The sequence below is a fragment of the Bradyrhizobium sp. GW821-FHT13H06 genome (assembly GCF_058803975.1).
On record NZ_JBXAPN010000002.1, the window covers coordinates 1,043,152 to 1,067,225 of the forward strand.

At 64.3% G+C, this 24,074-nt stretch carries 17 protein-coding genes; 4 read left to right on the plus strand and 13 right to left on the minus strand.

The genetic code is table 11. From position 1 onward, the window contains the following. Positions 1-6: 6 nt before the first annotated feature. The 6 genes from AC1RQP_RS11855 to AC1RQP_RS11880 all read right to left on the minus strand — a co-directional run bounded on the left by AC1RQP_RS11855 (position 7) and on the right by AC1RQP_RS11880 (position 8,508). Positions 7-1,644 (minus strand): ABC transporter ATP-binding protein, encoded by a 1,638-nt coding sequence (locus AC1RQP_RS11855; protein WP_239627347.1) that lies wholly within the window; start codon positions 1,642-1,644, stop codon positions 7-9. A gap of 7 nt (positions 1,645-1,651) precedes the next feature. Continuing rightward, a complete protein-coding gene (locus AC1RQP_RS11860; protein WP_239627348.1) occupies positions 1,652-2,830 on the minus strand; it encodes an ABC transporter permease in 1,179 nt (392 codons plus the stop codon). After that, positions 2,830-3,939, minus strand: coding sequence for a microcin C ABC transporter permease YejB (locus AC1RQP_RS11865; protein WP_239627354.1), 1,110 nt, complete (start codon positions 3,937-3,939; stop codon positions 2,830-2,832). The genes AC1RQP_RS11860 and AC1RQP_RS11865 overlap by 1 nt, the downstream gene beginning before the upstream one ends. Before the next feature lie 2 nt (positions 3,940-3,941). Continuing rightward, on the minus strand, positions 3,942-5,825 hold the full coding sequence (locus tag AC1RQP_RS11870) for an extracellular solute-binding protein (RefSeq protein WP_492937032.1): 1,884 nt from the start codon (positions 5,823-5,825) through the stop codon (positions 3,942-3,944). Positions 5,826-5,839: 14 nt separating this feature from the next. After that, entirely contained in the window at positions 5,840-7,741 is a 1,902-nt protein-coding gene (locus AC1RQP_RS11875; RefSeq protein WP_492937033.1) for an extracellular solute-binding protein, read from the minus strand. A gap of 212 nt (positions 7,742-7,953) precedes the next feature. After that, complete coding sequence (locus tag AC1RQP_RS11880; RefSeq protein WP_492937034.1) at positions 7,954-8,508, minus strand: c-type cytochrome; 555 nt, start codon at positions 8,506-8,508, stop codon at positions 7,954-7,956. A 234-nt stretch (positions 8,509-8,742) separates the two neighbouring features. Between AC1RQP_RS11880 and AC1RQP_RS11885 the strand changes: the two genes are divergently transcribed. Together AC1RQP_RS11885 and AC1RQP_RS11890 are read left to right on the plus strand one after the other, a co-directional pair. Further along, positions 8,743-9,483: a 3-deoxy-manno-octulosonate cytidylyltransferase gene (locus tag AC1RQP_RS11885; protein ID WP_492937035.1), complete on the plus strand. Its 741-nt coding sequence runs from the start codon at positions 8,743-8,745 to the stop codon at positions 9,481-9,483. Between the two features lie 37 nt (positions 9,484-9,520). Further along, positions 9,521-10,378, plus strand: a complete 858-nt coding sequence (locus AC1RQP_RS11890; protein ID WP_492937036.1) for a prephenate dehydratase — start codon at positions 9,521-9,523, stop codon at positions 10,376-10,378. A 90-nt stretch (positions 10,379-10,468) separates the two neighbouring features. Here AC1RQP_RS11890 and AC1RQP_RS11895 read toward each other — a convergent pair whose 3' ends face one another. After that, positions 10,469-11,485, minus strand: a complete 1,017-nt coding sequence (locus tag AC1RQP_RS11895; protein WP_492937037.1) for an LLM class flavin-dependent oxidoreductase — start codon at positions 11,483-11,485, stop codon at positions 10,469-10,471. 375 nt (positions 11,486-11,860) lie between these two features. On the opposite strand from AC1RQP_RS11895, the gene metF reads away from it, so the two are divergent. Next, the gene (metF, locus tag AC1RQP_RS11900; RefSeq protein ID WP_492937038.1) at positions 11,861-12,772 is read left to right on the plus strand and encodes a methylenetetrahydrofolate reductase [NAD(P)H]; all 912 of its coding nucleotides are present in this window, start codon (positions 11,861-11,863) and stop codon (positions 12,770-12,772) included. A 6-nt stretch (positions 12,773-12,778) separates the two neighbouring features. Continuing rightward, positions 12,779-16,624 carry a methionine synthase gene (gene metH / locus AC1RQP_RS11905; protein WP_492937039.1) on the plus strand — a complete coding sequence of 1,282 codons (3,846 nt, stop codon included), beginning with the start codon at positions 12,779-12,781 and terminating at the stop codon, positions 16,622-16,624. Positions 16,625-17,072: 448 nt separating this feature from the next. On the opposite strand, the gene AC1RQP_RS11910 is transcribed toward metH, so the two are convergent. The 6 genes from AC1RQP_RS11910 to pimC all read right to left on the minus strand — a co-directional run bounded on the left by AC1RQP_RS11910 (position 17,073) and on the right by pimC (position 23,946). Then, positions 17,073-17,702 (minus strand): glutathione S-transferase family protein, encoded by a 630-nt coding sequence (locus AC1RQP_RS11910; protein WP_492937040.1) that lies wholly within the window; start codon positions 17,700-17,702, stop codon positions 17,073-17,075. Positions 17,703-17,950: 248 nt separating this feature from the next. Continuing rightward, complete coding sequence (locus AC1RQP_RS11915; RefSeq protein ID WP_492937041.1) at positions 17,951-18,544, minus strand: GNAT family N-acetyltransferase; 594 nt, start codon at positions 18,542-18,544, stop codon at positions 17,951-17,953. 212 nt (positions 18,545-18,756) lie between these two features. Next, a complete protein-coding gene (gene glpK, locus AC1RQP_RS11920) occupies positions 18,757-20,262 on the minus strand; it encodes a glycerol kinase GlpK (RefSeq protein WP_492937042.1) in 1,506 nt (501 codons plus the stop codon). A 266-nt stretch (positions 20,263-20,528) separates the two neighbouring features. Beyond that, on the minus strand, positions 20,529-21,302 hold the full coding sequence (locus AC1RQP_RS11925) for an SDR family NAD(P)-dependent oxidoreductase (RefSeq protein WP_492937043.1): 774 nt from the start codon (positions 21,300-21,302) through the stop codon (positions 20,529-20,531). A gap of 123 nt (positions 21,303-21,425) precedes the next feature. Further along, positions 21,426-22,568, minus strand: coding sequence for a pimeloyl-CoA dehydrogenase small subunit (gene pimD, locus AC1RQP_RS11930; protein WP_492937044.1), 1,143 nt, complete (start codon positions 22,566-22,568; stop codon positions 21,426-21,428). Between the two features lie 187 nt (positions 22,569-22,755). Then, positions 22,756-23,946, minus strand: coding sequence for a pimeloyl-CoA dehydrogenase large subunit (gene pimC, locus AC1RQP_RS11935; RefSeq protein WP_492937045.1), 1,191 nt, complete (start codon positions 23,944-23,946; stop codon positions 22,756-22,758). Between the last annotated feature and the right edge of the window lie 128 nt (positions 23,947-24,074).

A 24,074-nucleotide genomic window follows, 5' to 3' on the forward strand; every position in this document is an offset into this window, starting at 1 on the left:
CGACAGCTACGTCGCCACCGAGCCATTCCCGGCCGTCTCCAGCCGGAACGCGGCCGCGAACAGCGCGCGGGTGTAATCCGTCTTCGGATTCTTGAACAGCTCGGCGGCCTGGCCTTCCTCGACCACCTTGCCGCCGCGCATCACGATGAGATGGCTGGCGAGCGAGGCGACGACGCGCAAATCGTGCGAGATGAACATGTAGGTGAGATCGCGCTTGCGCTGGAGCTCGCGCAAGAGGTCGACCATCTGCGCCTGGAACAGCATGTCGAGCGCGCTGGTCGGCTCGTCCAGCACGACGAAATCCGGCTCCAGCACCACCGCGCGCGCGATGCTGATGCGCTGGCGCTGGCCGCCGGAGAATTCATGCGGATAGCGGAAACGCGTATCCGGATTGAGCCCGACATCCTCCAGCGCCTTGACGACGCGCACCTCGCGCTCCTCGCGCGAGAGCTTCGGCTGATGCACGGACAGGCCTTCGGCGATGATGTCGGCCACCGACATGCGCGGGCTGAGCGAGCCGAACGGATCCTGGAACACGATCTGCATGTCGCGCCGGAACGGCCGCATCTCCTTGAAGCGCAGGCCCTGAATGTCCTTGCCCAGGAACACGATGCGCCCGTCCGAGGAGATCAGCCGCAGCAATGCGAGCCCGAGCGTGGTCTTGCCCGAGCCTGATTCGCCGACGACCCCCAGCGTCTCGCCCTTGCGCACGGCGACGCTTACGCCATCGACCGCCTTGATGTGGCCGACCGTCTTGCGCATCAGGCCGCGCTTGATCGGAAACCAGACTTTGAGATCGTCGGCCGACATCACCACCGGCGCATCCGGCTGCGGCGGCGCCGGATCCGGCTTCGGCTCCGCCGCGAGCAGGTCGCGCGTATAGGGATGCTTCGGGGTCTTGAAGACCTGCTCGACCGGTCCCTGCTCGACGACCACGCCCCCCTTCATGACGCAGACGGTGTCGGCGATGCGGCGGACGATGCCGAGATCGTGGGTGATGAACAGCAGGCTCATGCCGAGCCGCGAACGGATCTCGGCGAGCAGCGCCAGGATCTGCGCCTGCACGGTGACGTCGAGCGCCGTCGTCGGCTCGTCCGCGATCAGAAGGTCCGGCTCGTTGGCGAGCGCCATCGCGATCATCACGCGCTGGCGCTGACCGCCGGAAAGCTGGTGCGGATAGCTCTTCAGCCGCGTCTCGGGCTCGGGAATGCCGACCTGCGTCAGCAATTCCAGCGTCCGCCTGCGCGCCTCGGCATTGCTGGTGGGATTGTGCAGCTGGATGATCTCGCCGATCTGCGCCTCGATCGTGTGCAGCGGATTGAGCGAGGTCATCGGCTCCTGGAAGATGATGGAGATGTCGCTGCCGCGAATCTCGCGCATCTTCTGCTCGGACCGGTCGATCAGCTCCTGCCCCTTGAAACGAATGCTGCCCGAGGGATGCGATGCATTCGGATAGGGCAACAGCTTCAGGATCGAGAGTGCGCTGACCGACTTGCCGGAACCGGATTCGCCGACCAGCGCCACGCATTCGCCGCGCTTGATCTGGAACGACACCTTGTCGACCGCGAGCGTGGTGCCACCACCCTGGTGGAAAGCCACCGAGAGATCGCGCACGCTGAGCAGGGGCTGGTTGATCGCGTCCATCACGCCCTCACCTGAACGTCTTGCGCGGATCGAAGGCGTCGCGCACGGCTTCGCCGATGAAGATCAGGAGCGACAGCATGATCGCGACCGAGAAGAAGCCGGAGAAACCGAGCCAGGGTGCCTGCACGTTGGATTTGGCCTGCGACAGCAATTCGCCCAGCGAAGGCGATCCCGGCGGCAGGCCAAAGCCCAGGAAATCGAGCGCCGTCAGCGTCATCACCGAACTCGACACGATGAAGGGCAGGAACGTCATGGTCGCGACCATCGCGTTCGGCAGCAGGTGGCGGAACATGATGACCGGGTTGGAGACGCCGAGCGCCCGCGCCGCCTGGATATATTCGAAGTTGCGCCCGCGCAGGAACTCGGCCCGCACCAGACCGACCAGCGAGACCCAGGAGAACAGCAGCAGGATGCCGAGCAGCACGAAGAAGCCGGGCACGAGGACCGAGGACAGGATCAGGAGAAGATAGAGCGAGGGAATCGCCGTCCATATCTCGATGAAGCGCTGGAAGATGAGGTCGACCCGGCCGCCGAAATAGCCCTGCACCGCCCCCGCCGCGATGCCGATGACGGACGAGACGATGGTGAGACAAAGTCCGAACAGCACCGAGATGCGGAAGCCATAGATCAATCGCGCCACCACGTCGCGACCCTGATCGTCGGTGCCGAGCCAATTATATTCGAGGTCGCGGCAACTCTTCAGCCCTTTCTTCTCCACCACCGGCTGACACTGCTTCTCCGTCAACATCCAGGTCGGCGGCGACGGCGCCGGCGTCGGCAAATCGAGATTGTGAGTATCGTAGGAATAGCGGATCAGGGGCCAGACGATTGTGCCGTTCTTGTCCTTGATGAGCTTCTGCAAGTACGGATCACGATAGTCGGCCGCCGTCTCGAAATCGCCGCCGAAGGTCGTTTCCGAATAGGTCACGAAGGCGGGCCAATAGAGCCGGCCGTCGAACTTGATCAGGAAGGGCCGATCGTTGGCGATCAGCTCGGCGAACAGCGAGACCACGAACAGGGCGATGAAGAGCCAGAACGACCAGTAGCCGCGGCGATTGGCCTTGAAGTTCTGCCACCGCCGCCTGTTGAGCGGCGAAGGCGCGAACGGCTTTCGCGTGATGGGCACGACCTCTCCCAGCGGAGACGTCGCCGTGGTCTCGACCGGTGTCGGCGCGGTAATCGTCATCAGACCTCCCGCGCCTCAAAATCGATCCGGGGGTCGATCCACATATAGGTTAGGTCGGAGATCAGGTTGATCACGAGACCGACCAGCGAAAAGATGTAAAGCGTGCCGAACACGACGGGATAGTCGCGGTTGAGCACGCTCTCGAAGCTGAGCAGCCCCAGCCCGTCCAGCGAGAAGATGGTCTCGATCAGAAGCGAGCCTGAAAAGAAGGCGTGGATGAAGGTCCCGGGGAAGCCGGCGATCACGATCAACATCGCATTGCGGAAGACATGGCCGTACAGCACCCGGTTCTCGCTGCACCCCTTGGCGCGCGCGGTCATGACGTATTGCTTGCGGATCTCGTCAAGGAACGAGTTCTTGGTCAGGAACGTCATGGTGGTGAACGCGCCGAGGCCCATGGCGATCAGCGGCAGCGTCAGATGCCAGAAATAGTCGATGATCTTCCAATACCAGGGAAACTGCGACCAGCCGTCCGAGGTAAGTCCGCGCAGCGGAAACCAGTTGAAGAACGAGCCGCCGGCAAACAGGATGATGAGGAGGATCGCGAACAGGAAGCCGGGAATGGCATAGCCGAGCACGAGCACCGTCGACGTCCAGGTGTCGAAGCGGGTGCCGTCCTTGATCGCCTTGCGGATGCCGAGCGGGATCGAGATCAGATAGGTGATCAGTGTCAGCCAGATCCCCAGCGAGATCGAGACCGGCAGCTTCTCCTTGATCAGCTGGATCACGCTAACGTCGCGAAAATAGCTCTTGCCGAAATCGAAACGGGCGAAATTCCAAACCATCAGCGCGAAGCGTTCCGGTGCCGGCTTGTCGAATCCGAACTGCACCTCCAGCTTCTTGATGAAATCGGGGTCGAGCCCCTGCGCGCCGCGGTATTTCGAGTTGATGGCATCGCCGCCGGCACCGACTTGTCCCGGCGCGCGTTGCGCAAAATCGCTACCGCCCGAAATGCGCGATGTGCCGCCGGTATCGGCGCCCGAAAGCTGCGCGATGACGCGCTCGACCGGGCCGCCGGGCGCGAACTGCACCACGATGAAGGACACGAAGAGAATCCCGAGTAGCGTCGGGATCATCAGGAGGATGCGGCGGGCGATATAGGCGCTCATGGCTATTTCGCCTGCTCGAGCTTGGCGGCCTTGGCGGGTTCATGCCACCAGATGTCCGGCGCGCCGACGCCGTTGGCATAGCGCGGCAGCTTCTGCGGATGGCCGAACTGGTCCCAATAGGCCAGCCGGTGCGTCTTGTTGTACCATTGCGGTACCCAGTAGCGACCGGCGCGGAACAGGCGATCGAAAGCGCGGCAGGCGACGGTCAGCTCTTCGCGGCTGTCAGCCGCCATGATCTTTTCGATCATGGCGTCGATGGCCGGGCTGGCGATGCCCGCGAGATTGTACGAGCCCTTGGTATTCGCGACCTGAGAGGAGAAAAACGAGCGCATGGCGTCGCCCGGCGTCGCCGACATGCTGAAGCGCTGGATCGTCATGTCGAAATCGAAGTCATCCTGACGCGCCCTGTATTGCACCGCATCGACGAGGCGCACGTTCGCTTCGATACCGAGCGTCGCGAGATTCTTGATGTAGGGCGCATGATGCGGCTGGAAGGAAGGCTCATCCAACAGGAACTCGATCTTGAAGACCTCGCCATTCGGCAGCATCCGCTTGCCGTCCTTGATGGGCACACCCGCCTCGCTCAGCAGTTGCTGCGCCTTGCGCAAGAGGCTGCGGTCCTGCCCGGAGCCGTCCGTGACCGGAGGCGTGAACGGTGCGGTGAAAACGTCGTCCGGAACCTGGCCACGAAACGGCTCGAGCAGCTTCAGCTCTTCCGGCGAAGGCGGCGCATTGCCTGCCATGAGGTCCGAGTTCTGGAATGGCGACACCGTACGGGCATAGGCGCCGTACATGATGGTCTTGTTGGTCCATTCGAAATCGAAAGCGTTGATCAGGGCCTCGCGCACGCGAGGGTCCTTGAATTTCTCGCGTCGCGTGTTGATGAACCAGCCTTGCGCTCCGGAGGGCGTGTCATCGGGCACGACCTCCATCTTGACGCGGCCATCCTTCACCGCCGGAAAGTCATAGCGCGTCGCCCAGATGCGCGAGGTGAACTCCTCGCGATAGAGATAGCTCTTGCCGGTGAAACCTTCGAAGGCGACGTCGCGGTCGCGATAGAATTCATAGCGCACGACATCGAAATTGTAGCTGCCGCGGCAAACCGGCAGATCGGCGGCCCACCAGTCCTTGACCCGCTCGAATTCGATGTAGCGATTGACCTCGAACCTGCCGACCTTGTACGGACCGGAGCCGAGCGGAATATCCAGCGTCGATTCATCGAACGGCCGGGACGCATAATAGGCCTTCGAGAAGATCGGCAGTCCGGCGACATAGAGCGGCACGTCGCGGGCGCGTCCCTTGGCGAAGGTGACGACGAGCGTCGCATCGTCGATGGCTTCCGCGTTCACGAAGTCACGCATCTGCACGATGATCAGCGGGTGGCCCTTGGCCTTCAACGTCGTCAGCGAGAATGCCGCGTCGTGGGCGGTGAGCCTGGTGCCGTCGTGGAATTTCGCCTCCGGCCGCATCGTGAAGCGATAGACCAGCCTGTCCGGCGATATCTGCACGGATTTTGCGGCAAGCCCGTACATCGCGTCAGGCTCGTCGCTGCCGCGCACCATCAGCGGCGAAAACGTCATGTCCATGCCTTGCGCGCCATCGCCCTTGAGGATGTAGGCGTTGAGCGAGTTGAAGGTCTGGTAGGACTGGTTATACGACCTCGTCGATGGGATGAGCGAGAACGTGCCGCCCTTCGGCGCAGACGGATTGACGTAGTCGAAATGGTGGAAATCGGCGGGATATTTGAGATCGCCGAACGCAGAGATGCCGTGAGCCTCGGTCCCGGCTTCCGATGCACACGCAATGCGCAACGGCGCACCAATGGACGCCCCGAGGGCGCCGCCAACACCCAAGGCCAGCACATGGCGGCGTGACATCTGCGTCATGCGGGGAATGTCCTTCACGACTTCTTTGCGATCCGCGCCGCCTTGTCTGCGTCGTACCACCAGATGAACGGGAAACCGGACTGACCATATCTGGGCAATTCCGCCGGCCGACCGAAGCGATCCCAGCGCGCGGTGCGCACCTTGTTGTAGGTCCACTGCGGCACGACATAGTGATTCCACAGCAGCACCCGGTCCAGCGCCTTTGTTGCGGCCACCAGGTCGTCGCGATCGGTGGCGTAGATGACCCGTTCGATCAGCTTGTCGATCGCGGGATTCTTGATGCCGGCGATGTTGCGCGACCCGGCGATGTCGGCCGTCTTGGACGACCAGAACTCGCGCTGCTCATTGCCCGGCGACTGCGACTCGCCCCATGAATTGGTGACGACGTCGAAATCCCACTCGCGGGTCCTGTTCTCGTATTGGGTCGGATCGACCGTCCGCACGCTGACGGCAATGCCGAGCCGCTCCAGCGACGGCTTGTAGAACAGCGTGATCCGCTCGAAGCTCGGATCCTGGTTCAGCAACTCCAGCGAAAACTGGGTGCCGGTCTTGACGTCGATCAGCTTGCGGTCGCGCACCTCATAACCAGCCTCCTTGAACAGACGCAGCGCCTCGCGAAGATTCTCCCGGACGGCCTCCGGGCTACCGCCAACCGGATTGCTATAGGGCGTCGTGAAGACCTCGGGCGGGACCTGGGCGCGGACGGTTTCGAGGATCTCGCGCTCCTTGCCCTGCGGCAAGCCGGTCGCCATGAGCTCCTCGATGCCGTCGAAATAGCTGCTGATACGCTTGTACTGACCAAAGAAGATCTGCTTGTTCATCTCCTCGAAGTCGAAGGCGTAGTTGAGCGCACGACGCACGCGGGGGTCGCTGAATTTGGCGCGTCGCAGGTTCGGCACGAACGCCTGCATCACGCCCGAGCTGCGATTGACGAATTCCTCTAGGATCACGCGCTTTTCGCTCACGGCGGGGAAGTCGTAGGCCGTCGCCCAGCTCTTGGCGCTGTTCTCGGTGCGCCAATCGACCTGATCGGCCTTGAAGGCCTCGATCGCGACCGTGGCGTCTCGGAAATATTCGTAGCGCAGCTCGTCGAAATTGTTGCGGCCAACATTGGCGGGGAGGTCGCGGCCCCAATAATCCTTGACGCGCTCCAGCGCGATCGACCGTCCTGCTACGAACTCCTTGACCCTGTAGGGGCCCGAACCGAGCGGCACTTCGAGCGTGGTGGCGGAGACATCGCGCTTGCGGCCCTGCGCGTCCGTCCCCTCCCACCAATGCTTCGGCAAGACCGTAAGCTGTCCCACGATCTGCGGCAATTCGCGATTGCCCGGCGCGTCGAATACGAACTTCACCTCGCGCTCGCCGACCTTCTCGGCCTTCACCACATGGCTGTAGTACGCCGAATACATCGGATGGTGCTTCTTGAAGGAATCGAGCGAAAAGATCACGTCCTCCGGCGTGACGGGCTTGCCGTCATGCCACTTCGCCTGCGGCCGCAACCGATAAGTGACGAAGGAGAAATCGTCCGGGTGGCTGACCGCTTCCGCCAGCGCGCCGTATTCGGTCGAGACCTCGTCAAGCGAGGGCGTGGTGAGGGATTCGTAGATGAAGGCGACGGCACCGGCGACCTGCCCCTTCACACCTGATACGACGATGTTGAAATTGTCGAATGTGCCGACGGCGATCTGGCGCGCGACGCCGCCTTTGGGCGCGTCCGGATTGACGTAGTCGAAGCGCTTGAAGTCGGCGGGGTACTTGACCTTTCCGAACAGGGACAGCGCGTGGCGCCAAGGCAGCTCATTGGAAGACTGCGCCTCGGCCGCGCCGATGGCGGGAACGCCCGCCACGGAACCGAGGATGGGAAGCACTGCGACCGCAGTGCCGGTGAGCAGAAGATCGCGTCGGGTGATGGCCAAATCAACATCCCTGTCTTGAAGGAGGCTACTCCTTTAAGTTCCTAATATAGACGAGGTTTCGACCGAATATGTGTTGCTTTTTCCTCATCTTGGGGGCCGGACGGCCGATCGAATGCGGCCAAACGCCCCGATAAACTGGCCGCGAGGCCTGGATAAGCAAACGGCCAGGCATTTCAGCCTGGCCGTTCATTCCAAGATGCGTTCCGGCGGCCTTATTTGGAGGCCGTCGGCAGCGGCTGCGGATGCTCCGACAGCGTGTTCAGATAGGCGATAACGTCGGCGCGCTCGGAATCCTTCGGGATGCCGGCGAAGCCCATCGCGGTGCCAGGAATGAAGCCCTTCGGATTGGCGATGAACTTGTTGAGGTCGTCGAAGGTCCAGTTGCCGCCCTTGGCCTTCATGGCGGCCGAGAAGTTGAAGCCAGCACGGCCCTGGCCCTTTGGCTCGCCGACGACGCCATAGAGGTTCGGACCGACCCGATTCGGGCCGCCCTTCTCGAACGTGTGGCAGGCGCCGCACTTCTTGGCGGCCGCAGCGCCCTTCTCGACGGAGGCGGTCTGGAGCAGCTTCTCGATCGGCTCGGACGGTGCGGCCGCAGCGGCGCCTTCCTTGCCATGGCCGGCATCTTCCTTCACCGCGATTTCGAAGCCCGGCTTTTCCGGCATCTTGGGGGAGAACAGCGCGCTCGCGGTGAAGCTCGTCACCAGCAGAAAGAGACAGGTGCCGAGCACGGCACCGAGAATCTTGTTAAGTTCGAAAGAGTCCATTTCCGGCCAGGCCCCACCGCAAGAAGGAAACAGCGGCCCAAGCGGCCGCCAGGACGAGCCTCGGGAGAATCAAAACATTCCTTATTGTTTCCCCGAGTTTTGCCATTGAGATATCGGTTTGCCCGGGGTCTGGCAACCCGTATAAGCGAGCCGGCTTTCAGCCCGTCCCCACCCCATTTCTCGGCGCGGAAAACGTCCCGTTTCCAGGCTCTTGACCCCAGACCTTTGAACCCAATGATCGATCCTCGCATCCTGGTGCTGATCCCGGCCCGCATGGCCGCCACCCGCCTGCCCGGCAAGCCGCTCGCCGACATCGCGGGATTGCCGATGATCGTGCATGTGCTGCGCCGGGCCGAAGCCGCGGCAATCGGCAGGGTCGCGGTGGCCACCGACACGCCGGAGATCGCCTCGGTCGTCACCGCCCATGGCGGCGAGGCCGTGATGACCCGCTCCGACCACCCGTCGGGCTCCGACCGCATCCACGAGGCCATGCAGAAGCTCGATCCCGAGGGCAAGGCTGAGATCGTGATCAATCTCCAGGGCGATTTTCCCACCATCACGCCGGCAACGATCCGCGAGGTGCTGCCGCCGTTCGACGACCCCGCGGTCGACATCGTCACATTGGCCTCGCAGATCCACACCGAGGAGGAAGACCTCGCGCCGAGCGTGGTCAAGGCCATCGGTTCGCCGATCGGGCCGAAGCGGTTGCGGGCACTATATTTCACCCGCGCCACCGCCCCCTACGGCAACGGACCGCGATACCACCACATCGGGCTTTATGCCTATCGCCGCGCGGCGCTGGAGCGGTTCGTGTCGCTGCCGCCTTCGCCCCTGGAACGCCAGGAGAGCCTGGAACAGTTGCGGGCGATCGAGGCCGGTATGCGCATCGATATCATGATCGTCGACAGCGTCCCCCGCGGCGTCGACACGCCGCCCGACCTCGAAACCGCCCGCAGCATCCTTTCCAAATCCTGAGCCGCTGCTACAAGGCCGGGCAGGAGCACTTCAAGACATGAGCAAGCTGAAGATCGCATTCCAGGGCGAGCCTGGAGCCAATTCCCATATCGCCATCGTCGAGGCCTATCCCGAGGCCGAACCGATGCCCTGCGCCACCTTCGAGGACGCGCTGTCGGCGATCTCGTCGGGCGAAGCCGATCTCGGCATGATCCCGATCGAGAACTCGGTCGCCGGCCGCGTCGCCGACATCCATCATTTGCTGCCGGCGTCGGGCCTCTTCATCATCGGCGAATGGTTCTTGCCGGTGCGGCACCAGCTGATGGCGGTGAAGGGGACCAGGCTCGAAGACATCAAGAGCGTCGAGAGCCATGTGCATGCGCTCGGCCAGTGCCGGCGCATCATCCGCAAGCTGGGCATCAAGCCGATCGTGCACGCCGACACCGCCGGCAGCGCCCGCGACATCTCAGAGCGCAAGGACAAGACCGTGGCCGCGATCGCCTCGCGTCTCGCCGCAAAAATTTACGGCCTCGACATTCTCGCCGAGGACATCGAGGACGAGGCGCACAACACCACGCGCTTCGTGGTGCTGGCACGCGAGCCGAAATGGGCACCCCAAGGCGCGGGCCCGCTGGTCACCACTTTTGTGTTCCGGGTGCGCAATTTGCCGGCCGCGCTCTACAAGGCGCTCGGCGGCTTTGCGACCAACGGCGTCAACATGACCAAGCTCGAGAGCTATATGGTCGACGGCAACTTCTTCGCCACGCAGTTCTATGCCGACGTCGATGGCCACCCTGATGACAAGGGCCTCGCCTTCGCGATCGAGGAGCTGAAATTCTTCTCGCGCGAATTCCGCATCGTCGGCGTGTATCCGGGACATCCGTTCCGCGCGACGTTCAGCGAGACGCAGGAATGATCCTGTCGTTCCGGGACACGCGAAGCGTGAACCCGGAACCTCGAGATTCCGGGTTCGATGCTTCGCATCGTCCCGGAATGACAGCAATAGCTAAGCCGCCTGCCTCGCCAACCCGAACGCCTCCGCCAGCAGCGAATACGACTTCTTGCGCGCCTCGTGGTCGTACACGGCGGTGATCACCATCAGCTCGTCCGGCTTGCTGGCGTGGATCAGCGGCTGAAGCTTCTTCTGCACCGTCGCGGGGCTGCCGACGAACAGGCGCGAGCGGTTGCGCAGGATCGAGGTGCGCTCGGCGTCCGTATACGGATAGGCGATCGCCTCCTCGACGCTCGGCAGCGGCAGATATTGACCGCGGTCACGGCGCAGCCGGTTGAGGTCGAAGGACGAGGCGAGCCTCTCCGCCTCCTCGTCGGTATCAGCCGCAATGACGGCGACCGCGAGAATGGCATGCGGACTCGCACGCCAGGCTGAGGGCTGAAAACGATTGCGGTAATGCACCATCGCATCGATCGCGTCGTGGGTGGCGAAATGATGGGCGAAGGCGAAGCCCATGCCGACTTGTGCGGCCAGTTCCGAGGAATAATCGCTGGAGCCGAGCAGCCAGATCGGCGGTAACCTGGTGTCGTCGGGCATCGCGACGACGTTGTTGTAGGGGTGTCCCGCAGGGAATTCGCGGGTCTCCCACAGAATCAGCTCGTGCAGGCGCTCCAGGAAATCGTCGCCCTCGCGCCGATCGAGCCGGCTGCGCAGCGCGTAGGCCGTCGCACCATCGGTGCCCGGTGCGCGGCCGAGACCGAGATCGATCCGGCCGGGAAACAGCGCCTCCAGCATCTTGAAGCGCTCGGCCACCATCAGCGGCGCGTGGTTGGGCAGCATCACGCCGCCGGAGCCGACGCGGAGGTGCTGCGTCACCGCCGCGATCTGCCCGATCATGACGTCGGGCGCGGGACTCGCGACGGAGGCGAGGTTGTGATGCTCGGCGAGCCAGTAGCGGAGATAGCCGAGCCCGTCGACATGGCGCGCCAGATCGATGCTGTTGCGCAGCGCCGCGGCGGGCTTGGTGCCTGTCGTAACGACAGAGAGGTCGAGGACTGAGATCGGGATCATGGCGCATTACCCTAACGAAGGACCGCGCGGCGGCAACGGCGGGCCGCGCAGGTCAGAGAGTACGGAGGGGCGGGTCGCCGGGGACGATGCTGGTTGGGACAAACTACCTTCGTAACACGAGAACTTCATCATGCCCACCAACTCAATGGACACCGTGGAGGCGTTTGAATCCAATAAAATCGTTGTAATACAACCTATTGCTCCGATTTATCCGCCTTCCCACTGAAAGGCCTATCGGCGTCAAATTTCAAAGTATCTATGCTCTAGTGGGCCACTTCCCATCATCGATGGGCTGTCGGCCAAACTGCCTTTGCCTTATCTTAGGCCCTCCCAAGCTAGACCCCACGGCCGGTGGGAATTGGAGTGAGTGGTGCCATGACTGACGTGACGACGCCTGCGACGGCCGACGGGCACCTGAAGCGGCCTGCGATCTCCTTCGAGTTCTTTCCGCCCAAGACCGAGGAGATGGAGCGCAATCTCTGGGACACCATCAAGCGGCTCGCCCCGCTCGAGCCGAAATTCGTCTCGGTGACCTATGGCGCCGGCGGCTCGACCCGCGAGCGCACCCATTCCACCATCGCCCGCATCCTCAAGGAGACCGCGCTGCTGCCCGCCGCGCATCTGACCTGCGTCGGCGCCTCGCGCGGCGAGATCGACGAGATCGTCGACCGCTATCACGAGGTCGGCGTCCGCCACATCGTGGCCTTGCGCGGCGATCCCGTCGGCGGCATCGGCACGCCCTATTCGAGCCATCCCGACGGCTACCAGAGCTCGGCCGACCTCGTCGCGGGAATCAAGAAGCGGCACGCCGACATCGAAGTGAGCGTGTCGGCCTATCCCGAGAAGCACCCCGAGGCGCGCGACTTCGACGCCGACATCGACACGCTCAAGGCCAAGGTCGATGCGGGTGCGACGCGCGCGATCACCCAGGTGTTCTTCGACAACGACCTCTACTTCCGCTATCGCGACCGCGTCCGCGCCCGCGGCATCGACATCCCGATCGTGCCGGGCATCATGCCCATGCACAATTTCAAGCAGGCGCGCAATTTCGTCACCCGCGCCGGCACCACCGTGCCGGACTGGTTCGCCGCGAAATTCGACGGCCTCGATGACGATGCCGAGACACGCAAGCTGGTGGCCGCGACCGTCGCGGCCGGCCAGGTGCAGAAGCTCGCCAAGCACGGCGTCGACACCTTCCACTTCTACACCATGAACCGCGCCGACCTCGTATTCGCGATCAGCCATTTGCTCGGCATTCGCGCCAGGACCGCCCAGAAGGCTGCGTGAGATCAGATGACCGTACCCGTATCCTCCAAGCGAACCGCCCTCCTCGACGCCGCGCGCGAACGCATTCTCGTGCTCGACGGCGCCATGGGCACGATGATCCAGAATCTCCAGCTCGACGAGGCCGCCTTCCGCGGCGAGCGCTTCAAGACCTTTCATCGCGACCTGCGCGGTAACAACGACCTCTTGATCCTGACCCAGCCGCAGGCGATCGAGGACATCCACGCCGCTTACTTGCGCGCCGGCGCCGACATCGTCGCGACCAACACTTTCTCCACGACCTCGATCGCCCAGGCCGATTACGACCTCACCGACATCGTCTACGAGATGGCGCGCGAAGGCGCCCGCCTCGCCGGCAATGCCGCACGGCGCGTCGCGGCGGAAGACGGCAAGCCGCGCTTCGTCGCCGGCGCCATCGGCCCCACCAACCGTACCGCCTCGATCTCTCCGGACGTTTCCAATCCCGGCTACCGCGCCGTCACCTTCGACGACCTGCGCAAGTCGTATGGCGAGCAGATCCGCGGGCTGATCGACGGCGGCGTCGATCTGCTGCTGGTCGAGACCATCTTCGACACCCTCAACGCCAAGGCGGCGCTCTATGCGATCGCCGAGATCACCGAAGAACTCGGCATCGACGTGCCCGTGATGGTGTCGGGCACCATCACCGACAAGTCCGGCCGCCTGCTCTCGGGCCAGATGCCGGAGGCGTTCTGGAATTCGGTACGGCACGCCAAGCCGATCACCATCGGCTTCAACTGCGCGCTCGGCGCCGAAGATCTGCGCGCGCATATTGCCGATATCGGCCGCGTCGCCGACACGCTCGTCTGCGCCTATCCGAACGCCGGCCTGCCCAACGAGTTCGGCCAGTATGACGAGACGCCCGAGTACATGGCCCGCCTGATCGGCGAGTTCGCCCGCGACGGCCTCGTCAACATCGTCGGCGGCTGCTGCGGCACCACGCCGGACCATATCGCGGCGATCGCCGCCGCGGTCGCCCCGCACAAGCCGCGCACCGTGCCGGTGATCGAACCGCGCCTGCGGCTCTCGGGTCTCGAGCCGTTCGTGCTGACCGACGCCATCCCGTTCGTGAACGTCGGCGAGCGCACCAACGTCACGGGCTCGGCCCGCTTCCGCAAGCTGATCACCGCCGGCGACTACACCGCCGCGCTGCAGGTCGCGCGCGACCAGGTCGAGAACGGCGCGCAGATCATCGACGTCAACATGGACGAGGGCCTGCTCGACTCCGAAGCTGCGATGGTGACCTTCCTCAACCTCGTCGCCGCCGAGCCCGACATCGCCCGCGTCCCCGTCATGGTCGACTCCTCGAAATTCTCCGTGATCGAGGCCGGCCTGAAATGCGTGCAGGGCAAGCCGGTCGTCAACTCGATCTCGATGAAGGAAGGCGAGGAGAAGTTCATCCACGAAGCCCGGATCGCGCGCCGCCACGGCGCGGCCGTGGTGGTGATGGCGTTCGACGAGGCCGGCCAGGCCGACACGTTCGCGCGCAAGACCGAGATCTGCAAGCGTGCCTACGACATCCTGGTGGGCCGCGTCGGCTTACCGCCGGAGGACATCATCTTCGATCCGAACATCTTCGCGATCGCGACCGGCATCGAGGAGCACAACAATTACGGCGTCGACTTCATCGAGGCGACGCGCTGGATCCGGCAGAACCTGCCGGGCGCACATATCTCGGGCGGCGTCTCGAATCTCTCGTTCTCGTTCCGCGGCAACGAGCCGGTGCGCGAGGCCATGCACTCGGTGTTCCTGTATCACGCCATCAAGGCCGGCATGGACATGGGCATCGTCAATGCCGGGCAGATGATCGTCTATGACGACATCGATCCGGAGCTGCGCCAGACCTGCGAGGACGTCGTCCTCAATCGCGATCCCGGCGCGTCCGAGCGCCTGCTGGCGCTGGCGGAGAAATTCCGCGGCAAGAAGACGGAAAGCAGGGAAGCCGATCTCGCCTGGCGCGAATGGCCGGTGGAGAAGCGGCTGTCGCATTCGCTGGTGCACGGCATCACCGAATTCATCGAGCAGGACACTGAAGAAGCCCGCAAGAAGTCCTCGCGTCCGCTCGACGTGATCGAGGGACCGCTGATGGCGGGCATGAACGTGGTCGGCGACCTCTTCGGCGACGGCAAGATGTTCCTGCCGCAGGTGGTGAAGTCCGCGCGCGTCATGAAGCAGGCGGTTGCCTACCTCATGCCGTTCATGGAGGAGGAGAAGGCGCGCAACCTCGCAAACGGCATCGGCACGGAAGGCTCCTCGTCCGCCGGCAAGATCGTGCTCGCGACGGTGAAGGGCGACGTCCACGACATCGGCAAGAACATTGTCGGCATCGTGCTCCAGTGCAACAATTTCGAGGTCATCGATCTCGGCGTGATGGTGCCGGCCGCCAAGATCGTCGAGACGGTGAAGGCGGAGAAGGCCGACATCGTCGGGCTATCAGGCCTGATCACACCCTCGCTCGACGAGATGGCGTTCTTCGCCAGCGAATTGCAGCGCGAAGGCCTGAAGCTGCCGCTCCTGATCGGCGGCGCCACGACGAGCCGCGTGCACACCGCCGTCAAGATCGACCCGAGCTATCGCGCCGGTCCCGTCGTGCACGTCAACGACGCCAGCCGCGCGGTCGGCGTCGCGTCCTCACTGCTCTCGCCCGAGAAGCGTGTGGCATACGCCGCCGAGGTGCGGGCCGAATACGCCAGGATCTCGGAAGCGCATCTGCGGGCGCAGGCGGACAAGAAGCGCCTGAAGCTGACTGACGCCCGCGCCAACCGCGTGCCGGTCGACTTTGCCAAGAGCAAGCCGGTGAAGCCGACCTTCCTCGGCACCCGCAGCTTCGACGAATACGATCTCGCCGAGCTCGTACCTTACATCGACTGGACGCCGTTCTTCCAGACCTGGGAGCTCGCCGGGCGCTTCCCCGCCATCCTCGACGACGCCAAGGTCGGCGAGGTCGCGCGCTCGCTCTATGACGACGCGCGCACGATGCTCGACACCATCGTGAAGGAGAAATGGTTCCGGGCCCGCGCGACGATCGGCTTCTGGCCGGCGAATGCGCAAGGCGACGACATCGTGCTCTATGCCGACGAGAGCCGGGCCAAGCCAATCGCGACGCTGCACACGCTGCGCCAGCAGCTCGAGAAGCGCGAGGGCCGTTTCAACGCGGCGCTCGCCGACTTCATCGCGCCCGCCGGCGTGCCCGACTACATCGGCGGCTTCGTGGTCACCGCCGGCATCGGCGAAGACGCGGTCGCCGACCGCTTCAAGATGGCCAACGACGACTACTCCTCGATCCTGTGCAAGGCGCTGGCTGACCGCCTCGCCGAAGCCTTCGCCGAGCGCATGCATGCCCGGGTGCGCCGCGAGTTCTGGGCTTACGCACCGGACGAGGCGCTCTCCAGCGAGGAGCTGATCCTGGAGAAGTACCAGGGCATTCGCCCGGCGCCCGGCTATCCCGCCCAGCCCGATCACACCGAGAAGGCGACGCTGTTCGAATTGCTCGATGCCGAGAACACGGCCGGCGTGAAGCTGACCGAGAGCTTTGCGATGTGGCCGGGCTCCTCCGTATCAGGGCTCTACTTCGCGAACCCCGAGAGCTATTATTTCGGCGTCGGCAAGATCGAGCGCGACCAGGTCGAGGACTACGCGGCACGCAAGGGCATGACGGTGGCGGAAACCGAACGCTGGCTCGCGCCGGTGCTGAACTACATCCCGTCGCAGCAGGACAGGTCCTTCGCGGCAAAGCCGGCGAACGACGAGATGCCGAAAGACCTCGCCTCGCACCCGCCGGGCTGCACCTGCGCGGTGCACCTCGTCTGGCAGAAGAAGCGCGCCGGGGCGGGCTAGCGCGCTTCCAAACAAAAACCGCGAAAACAACCCCATGCACAGTAGCGATGGGGTTGAAAAGCCTGAGCAATTTCGGTCTAGCCGAAAGCGAGTTGCGGCGTCGGGCAAAACAGCGGTAATATTCCATCGTCGGCTGCTGTGGCAGTTGCACGCTCCAGCCCGTATTGATTGCCTTCGCCTGTAGCCCGCATGAGCGAAGCGAGATGCGGGGCCGGTCTATCGCATTCGAGAGCTTCTCCCTGCGGCCATCCTTCGAGACGCCGTGCGAAGGGCGCGGCTCCTCAGGATGAGGACGGAGTGTGCGGCAGCAGTTTCAACGGGCACTGACGCCACTTAGCCTCATCCTGAGGAGGCGCGTAAGCGCCGTCTCGAAGGACGAGGCGCGCGCTCAGGCCCTGCCAAGAACTCATATGCGATAACCCTGCCCTCCAGGGGAGAGAAGGAAGCCCTACCCCTTCGGCGGCGCCAGCGGCTGCACGATCTCCTTGAACGGGGCCAGTGCCTCACAGCGCTCGGCATGGGCGCTCAACACCGGATAGCGTGAAGCGTCGAACAGCTGCGGGTGCGCCTCGCGGGTGAAGCGAACGACGCAGGCCACCGCGACGTCGGCATGGCCGATGCGGTCGCCCAGCCAGTACGGCGTCGTCACCTTGGCGCGCTCGGATTCCAGCACGCCCAGCACGTCGCCGATCTGCGCCTGGCAACGCTCGACCCAGAGCGCGAGCTGCTCCTTCCGCAGCACGCGCTCGTAGAGCAGGCTCACCGCCTTGTCGCCGAGGCCGGAGGCGAGCGCGCAGATGCGCAGATGCCTGCGCCGCTCAGCGCCGCCGCGCGGCAGCATCGCCTTTGCCTCGCCGACGAGCTCGTCGAGATAGTCGAGGATGATGGTGCTCTCGATCAGCGCCTCGCCGTCGTCGAGCACCAGCGTCGGCACCCGGCGCAGCGGATTGTACGGCGCGATCTTGTCGGCATCGCCGAAGGTCGACCACGGCCTGTGCTCGAAGGCGAGCCCGTAGAGCCGGAGCGCGATCGCGACGCGGCGGACGAAGGGGGAATCATATTGGCCGATCAGGAACATGGTTCTCGCTCTTGTCAGTCGTTGAACACGGCAGGGCCGCTCAGTTCATCGTCAATGCGAAGGTGCCGCAACAACTATCTTGGAACAAGAGCATTGCGCACGACGCAACAAAGCGGGATCAATGGACAACCGGCCGGGGCTCTCGTGAGCGCTTCCCCCGGATATCGCTGCTCTCATCCGAGCTACAGCCTGCTGGATTGCTTCGTCGCAAGTGCTCCTCGCAATGACGGTGGGGACGCAGCCGTTCCCTACTCGATGATCGGCACATGCTTCGCTGCCGTTCGCGGCGCGGTGCCGTCGAGGCGCGGATCGTCGGCGATCTCGATCTGGCGGCGGATGGGGTGGAAGCCGGAGCGCTGATAGAACGCAACGGCCGATGGATGGTCGAGAGTGCAGGTGTGGACCCAGACGCGGCCGACGTCGTGCGACCAGGCAATCTCCAGCGCGCGGTTCATCAGGAAGCGGGCGGCTCCGGTGCCGATCAAGGGTGCGGTGACGCCGAAATAGGTCAGCTCGCACTGGCCGGGCTCGCGGAAATCCAGCTCCAGCAGGCCTTCGTCGCGGCCATCCGCGACCAATGCGTAGACTTCAATGCCCGGCGCGTGGATGATCGCGGCAAGCTCCGCGTCATTCATGCGTGCTCGCGAGAACCACAGCCAGTCCTCGCCGACGCGGCGGAAGATGTCGCGGTACCAAGAAAGCGCGGGGGCATCGACCTTGCGCAGGGTCCAGCTGCCTGGCGGATCGGCGCGGCGCGCGGGAGGTGCAGTCATCTCCAGATGGGTGACGACTGCCGCGATCTTGCCGGCGGGGACGTCGGAGTAGCCGTCGAGGAGGATCATGGTTGTTGCTTCACTTGGGAACAGCTAGCGTGTGGCGTCGTTTTGAGGAACGACAGCAGCACCGCACTCCGTCATTGCGAGCGCAGCGAAGCAATCCAGGATCTTTCCGCAGAGGCAGTCTGGATTGCTTCGTCGCAAGAGCTCCTCGCAATGACGACGTGGAGGCAGTTGAGCGCGCCCCGCAGCATCGGCCTGCAAGGCTGTGCCTATCGCTACCCCTCCCCCTCGTCGCTCGCGAGCACGCCTTTCACTGCCCTCGCCCAGCCGGCGAGCTTCCGCTCTCTTGTCGCCTGGCTCATGTTCGGCTTGAAGCGGTGCTCCAATCGCCAATTGTCCGCGAACCTGGTCGGCTCGGGATAGACGCTCGCCTGGAGGCCAGCGAGGTAGGCGGCGCCCAGCGCGGTGGTCTCCTGGATCACGGGGCGGTCGACCGGCGCGTCCAGGAGATCGGCGAGGCGCTGCATGGTCCAGTCTGACGCTGTCATGCCGCCGTCGACGCGGAGCACGACGCTGGCGGTTTCCGAGCTCGGCCAGTCCGCGCGCATCGCGGCCCAGAGGTCGTAGGTCTGGTAGCAGACGCTTTCCAGCGCGGCGTGGGCAAGCTCGGCCGGGCCGGTGTTGCGGGTGAGGCCGAACAGCGCGCCGCGCACCCTGGGATTCCAGTAGGGCGCGCCCATGCCGACGAAGGCTGGGACGAGATAGACGCTCTGCATGGAATCCGATTGATCGGCAAGAGGTCCGGTCTCGGCAGCATGCTTGATGATGCCGAGGCCGTCGCGCAGCCATTGCACCGCCGAGCCTGCGACGAAGATCGAGCCTTCGAGCGCGTAGGTGCGTTTGCCGTCGAGCTGGTAGGCGACGGTGGTGAGCAGCTTGTTCTTCGACACGACCGGCGTGGTGCCGGTGTTGAGCAGCGCGAAGCAGCCGGTGCCGTAGGTGGACTTCATCATGCCTGGGCGGAAGCAGGCCTGGCCGATGGTGGCGGCCTGCTGGTCGCCGGCAATGCCCGAGATCGCGATCGCGCCGCCGAACAGATCGGGCGTGCTCTCGCCGAACCGGGCGGAGGAATCCTTCACCTCGGGCAGCATCGAGCGCGGCACGCCGATGATCTCCAGCAGCTCGTCGTCCCACTGGCCGGTGTGGATGTTGAACAGCAGCGTGCGCGAGGCGTTGGTGGCGTCGGTGGCGTGCACCTTGCCGCCGGTGAGGCGCCAGAGCAGGTAGCAATCCACGGTGCCGAACATCAGCTCGCCGCGCGCGGCGCGCGCCCGCGCGCCGGGGACGTGATCCAGGATCCAGGCGACCTTGGTGCCGGAGAAATAGGGATCGATGATCAGGCCGGTCTTCCTGGAGATCACCGGCTCGCGGCCGTCGGCTTTCAGCTTGGCGCAGATGTCGGCGGTGCGGCGGTCCTGCCACACGATGGCGCGGTGCACGGCCTGGCCGGTGGCGCGGTCCCACACCACCGTGGTCTCGCGCTGGTTGGTGATGCCGATCGCAGCGATGTCCTTGGCGCTGATGCCGGCCTGCTCGATCGCCTCGCGGCAGACCATCACGGTCGAGGTCCAGATGTCCTCCGGCTCGTGCTCGACCCAGCCCGAGGCCGGAAAGTGCTGCGGGAATTCCTGCTGCGCCTTGGCCGCGATGGAAATATCGCCGCGAAACACGATCGCGCGCGAGGAGGTGGTGCCCTGGTCGATGGCGAGGACGAAAGACATGGCGGCTTACCTTGGCGTTTTCCCCTGGAAGGGGATCATTGTCGGGCCAAAGGGAGCGGATTGGAGGCGGAAGGTCAAGATTGGATGCGGTGCCCGCGGCGCGCCTCCCTTCTCCCCTTGTGGGAGAAGGTGGCGCGAAGCGCCGGATGAGGGGTTCTATCCGCGAAGAGTATCGCGAGTGGGGGGTGCGGGCGGAGAGAGACCCCTCACCCGTCTCGCCGCTACGCGGCGATCTTCCCTCTCCCACAAGGGGAGAGGGAAGAGGCCTACACCGCGGCCGTCGTGACGCCGCCATCGATGACGATGGTCTGGCCCGTCATGAAGCTCGACGCATCGGAGGCGAGGTAGGCGACCGCGCCGGCGATTTCGTCGGGCTCGCCGATGCGGCGAAGCGGCGTGGTGGCGGTGCGGCGCTTCAGCATGGCTTCGTCTTCCCACAGCGCGCGGGCGAAATCGGTCTTGACGAGGCCGGGCGCGATGCAGTTGACGCGGACGCCTTTCGGGCCCCATTCGCCGGCGAGCGAACGGCACAGCGCGAAATCGGCGGCCTTGGAGATGCCGTAGGCGCCGATCACGGTGGAGCCGCGCAAGCCCCCGATGGACGAAATGATGATGACGGAGCCGTTGCCGCGCTCCGCCATCTGCGGAATCGCCAGCGCGGAGAGCCAGATGTTGCTCTTGACGTTCGAGCCCATGATCTTGTCGAAGGCTTCATCCGGGATGTCGAGCAGCGGGCCGTAATACGGGTTCACTGCGGCGTTGCAGACGAGGACGTCGATCTTGCCGTAATGCTTCGTGGCACCCGCGATCAGCGCTTCGACCTCGTTCTTGCGCGCGATGTTGCAGGGAATGACGGTTGCCTCGCCACCGGACGCGTTGATGCCGTCGGCGACTTCCTTGCAGGCCTCGGCCTTGCGCGAGGAGACCACGACCTTTGCTCCGAGCCTGGCGAGGAGCTCGGCGGAGGAGCGGCCGATGCCGCGGCTGGAGCCGGTGACCACGGCGACCTTGCCGGTGAGATCGAACGGGGTGTTTTTCATTTTTGGTGCCTCGATGCTTCAACGACCTCCGTCATTGCGAGGAGCGAAGCGACGAAGCAATCCAGAGATGTCCCAGCGGAAAGACCCTGGATTGCTTCGCTTCGCTCGCAATGACGGCAAGCGTCAGATCAACCCGCCCGCATCGGCGACACGGCGCTGGTGGTAGTCGGTATCACCGAACGTGTTCTCGATCATGGTGAGGCGCTTGAAGTAGTGGCCGATCCTGGCCTCCATCGTCATGCCGATGCCGCCGTGGAGTTGGATCGACTGCTGGCCGACGAATTTCAGCGACTTGCCGATCTGCACCTTGGCCGCGGCGATCGCGTTCGCGCGCTCCTTGGCGTCCTCGAAATCACCGGCCATGGTCGCGAACATCGACATCGAGCGCGCCTGTTCGGCGGCGACGAACATGTCGGAGGCGCGGTGCTGGAGCGACTGGAACGAGCCGATCGCGACGCCGAACTGCTTGCGCGTCTTGATGTACTCGACCGTGGTCTTGAGCGACTCGTCCATCAGGCCGACCGCCTCGGCGCACAGCGCAACGCGGGCCTCGTCCACCACCCGCTCGATCAGCGCGAGGGAATCCTCGGGATTGCCGATCACGGCGTCCGGGCCGACCTCGACACCGGTGAAGGTGATGTCGGCGGCGTGCAGGCCGTCCTGGGTCGGATAGCCCTTCCTGGCTACGCCCTTGGCATTCGCGGGCACCAGGAACACGCCGATGCCGCTTTTGTCACGGCGATCGCCCTTGGTGCGCGCGGTGACGATCAACGTGTCGGCGCTCTCGCCGTTGAGCACGACGAACTTCTCGCCGTCGACGACGTAGGCATCGCCCTTCTTCTTCGCGGTCGTCGAGACGTCGAAGAGATCGTAGCGCGAGTTCTTCTCGAGCTGGGCGAAGGCGAGCGTCTTGCTGCCGTCGATGATCGAAGGCACGTGAGCAGCCTTCTGCGCATCGGTACCGGCATGGCGCAGGAAGCCGCCGCCGATCACGACCGTCGCGAGATAAGGCTCCAGCACCAGCGCCTTGCCGAGCGCCTCCATCACGATCATGGTCTCGACGCCGCCGCCGCCGAAGCCGCCATCGGCCTCTGCGAAGGGCAGGCCGAGCAGGCCCTGCTCGGCGAGCTTGAGCCAGACCGTTCTGCTCCAGCCGCCCTTCTCCTTCATGTACTTCTTGCGCTGCTCGAAATCGTAGGAATCGGTCAGCAGGCCGTCAATGCTTTCCTTGAGAAGCCGCTGCTCCTCGTTCAGATCAAAATCCATGTCTCTCTCCAAATCGGCGGGAATTGCCCTGCCGTCGCCTCACCCTCAGATGTCATCCCCGCCTTGTGCGCAATTGCGCACCGGGGCGGGGATCCAGTAAACGCAGGCGCTGGCGGGACTCACGATCGCCGCGGCGTACTGGGTCCCCCGCCTTCGCGGGGGACGACAGCGTCCTGTATTCAATCAATCACAGCCCCAGCACCGCCTTGGCGATGATGTTGCGCTGGATCTCGTTGGAGCCGCCGTAGATCGAGACCTTGCGGTTGTTGAAGTAGCTCGGCGCGATCTGGGCGGTCCAGTCCATGGCTTCGTTCGAGCCGTCATCGCCGTGCTCGTCGTAGGGCGCGGCGAACGGGCCGATCACTTCCATGAGCAGCTCCGTGGTGGTCTGCTGGATCTCGGAGCCCTTGATCTTCAGCACCGAGGACGCCGGGTTGGGCTTGCCCTTGCCGTGCTTGCCTTCGTCGGCGACGACGCGGAGCTGCGTGAGCTCGAGGGCCTTCAGCTCGATCTCGCAAGCGGTGAGCTTCTCGCGGAACGCCGCGTCCTGGATGATCGGCTTGCCGCCGGATTCGACCTTGGAGGCGAGCTCCTTGATGCGGCGGATGCGCTCCTTGGAGACGCCGACGCGGGCAATGCCGGTGCGCTCGTTGCCGAGCAGGAATTTTGCGTAATCCCAGCCCTTGTTCTCCTCGCCGATCAGGTTCTCGTAGGGCACCTCGACGTCGTCGAAGAACACCTCGTTGACCTCATGGCCGCCGTCGATGGTCTGGATCGGGCGCACGGTGACGCCCTTCGACTTCATCGAGAACACGATGAAGGAGATGCCCATCTGCTTCTTGGCGTTGTTGTCGGTGCGGCAGAGGCAGAAGATCATGTCGGCATGCTGGGCGAGCGTGGTCCAGGTCTTCTGGCCGTTGATGATCCACTTGTCGCCCTTGCGCTCGGCCTTGGTCTTGAGCGAGGCGAGGTCGGAGCCGGAGCCGGGCTCGGAGAAGCCCTGGCACCACCAATCGTCGACATTGGCGATGCGCGGCAGGTACTTCTTCTTCTGCTCCTCGTTGCCGAAGGTGTAGATGACCGGGCCGACCATGCTGACGCCGAAGGCGAGCGGCTGCGGCGCCGGGTGAGCCTGAAGCTCCTCGTTGAAGATGTAGTGCTGCACGGCGGTCCATCCCGTGCCGCCATATTCCTTCGGCCAGTGGCTGACGCCCCAGCCCTTCTTGTTGAGGATGCGCCACCACGTCACCATCTCGTCCTTCGAGAGGTGGCGGCCCTCGACCAGCTTGCGCCGCGTATCCGGCGGCACGTTGTCGCGGAAGAACTGCCGCACTTCCTCGCGAAACGCCTGCTCTTCCCTAGTGAATGCGAGATCCATCGGATCCTCCTGTGAACGTTGTTCCCTATTCGTCATTCCGGGGCGCGCGAAGCGCGAGCCCGGAATCCAGAAGTTTTGGCTCGAGGTTCCGGGTTCATTCGCTTGCGCGAATGCCGCGGAACGACGGC

Bases quoted from the DNA above. Each gene is read 5' to 3' on its own strand.
- AC1RQP_RS11855 (WP_239627347.1), bottom strand. From the start codon at position 1,644: ATGGACGCGATCAACCAGCCCCTGCTCAGCGTGCGCGATCTCTCGGTG.
- AC1RQP_RS11860 (WP_239627348.1), bottom strand. From the start codon at position 2,830: ATGACGATTACCGCGCCGACACCGGTCGAGACCACGGCGACGTCTCCG.
- AC1RQP_RS11915 (WP_492937041.1), bottom strand. From the start codon at position 18,544: ATGATCCTCCTCGACGGCTACTCCGACGTCCCCGCCGGCAAGATCGCG.
- AC1RQP_RS11870 (WP_492937032.1), bottom strand. From the start codon at position 5,825: ATGACGCAGATGTCACGCCGCCATGTGCTGGCCTTGGGTGTTGGCGGC.
- AC1RQP_RS11880 (WP_492937034.1), bottom strand. From the start codon at position 8,508: ATGGACTCTTTCGAACTTAACAAGATTCTCGGTGCCGTGCTCGGCACC.
- AC1RQP_RS11895 (WP_492937037.1), bottom strand. From the start codon at position 11,485: ATGATCCCGATCTCAGTCCTCGACCTCTCTGTCGTTACGACAGGCACC.
- AC1RQP_RS11885 (WP_492937035.1), top strand. From the start codon at position 8,743: ATGATCGATCCTCGCATCCTGGTGCTGATCCCGGCCCGCATGGCCGCC.
- pimC (WP_492937045.1), bottom strand. From the start codon at position 23,946: ATGGATCTCGCATTCACTAGGGAAGAGCAGGCGTTTCGCGAGGAAGTG.
- pimD (WP_492937044.1), bottom strand. From the start codon at position 22,568: ATGGATTTTGATCTGAACGAGGAGCAGCGGCTTCTCAAGGAAAGCATT.
- AC1RQP_RS11890 (WP_492937036.1), top strand. From the start codon at position 9,521: ATGAGCAAGCTGAAGATCGCATTCCAGGGCGAGCCTGGAGCCAATTCC.
- AC1RQP_RS11865 (WP_239627354.1), bottom strand. From the start codon at position 3,939: ATGAGCGCCTATATCGCCCGCCGCATCCTCCTGATGATCCCGACGCTA.
- glpK (WP_492937042.1), bottom strand. From the start codon at position 20,262: ATGTCTTTCGTCCTCGCCATCGACCAGGGCACCACCTCCTCGCGCGCG.
- AC1RQP_RS11910 (WP_492937040.1), bottom strand. From the start codon at position 17,702: ATGTTCCTGATCGGCCAATATGATTCCCCCTTCGTCCGCCGCGTCGCG.
- metF (WP_492937038.1), top strand. From the start codon at position 11,861: ATGACTGACGTGACGACGCCTGCGACGGCCGACGGGCACCTGAAGCGG.
- AC1RQP_RS11925 (WP_492937043.1), bottom strand. From the start codon at position 21,302: ATGAAAAACACCCCGTTCGATCTCACCGGCAAGGTCGCCGTGGTCACC.
- metH (WP_492937039.1), top strand. From the start codon at position 12,779: ATGACCGTACCCGTATCCTCCAAGCGAACCGCCCTCCTCGACGCCGCG.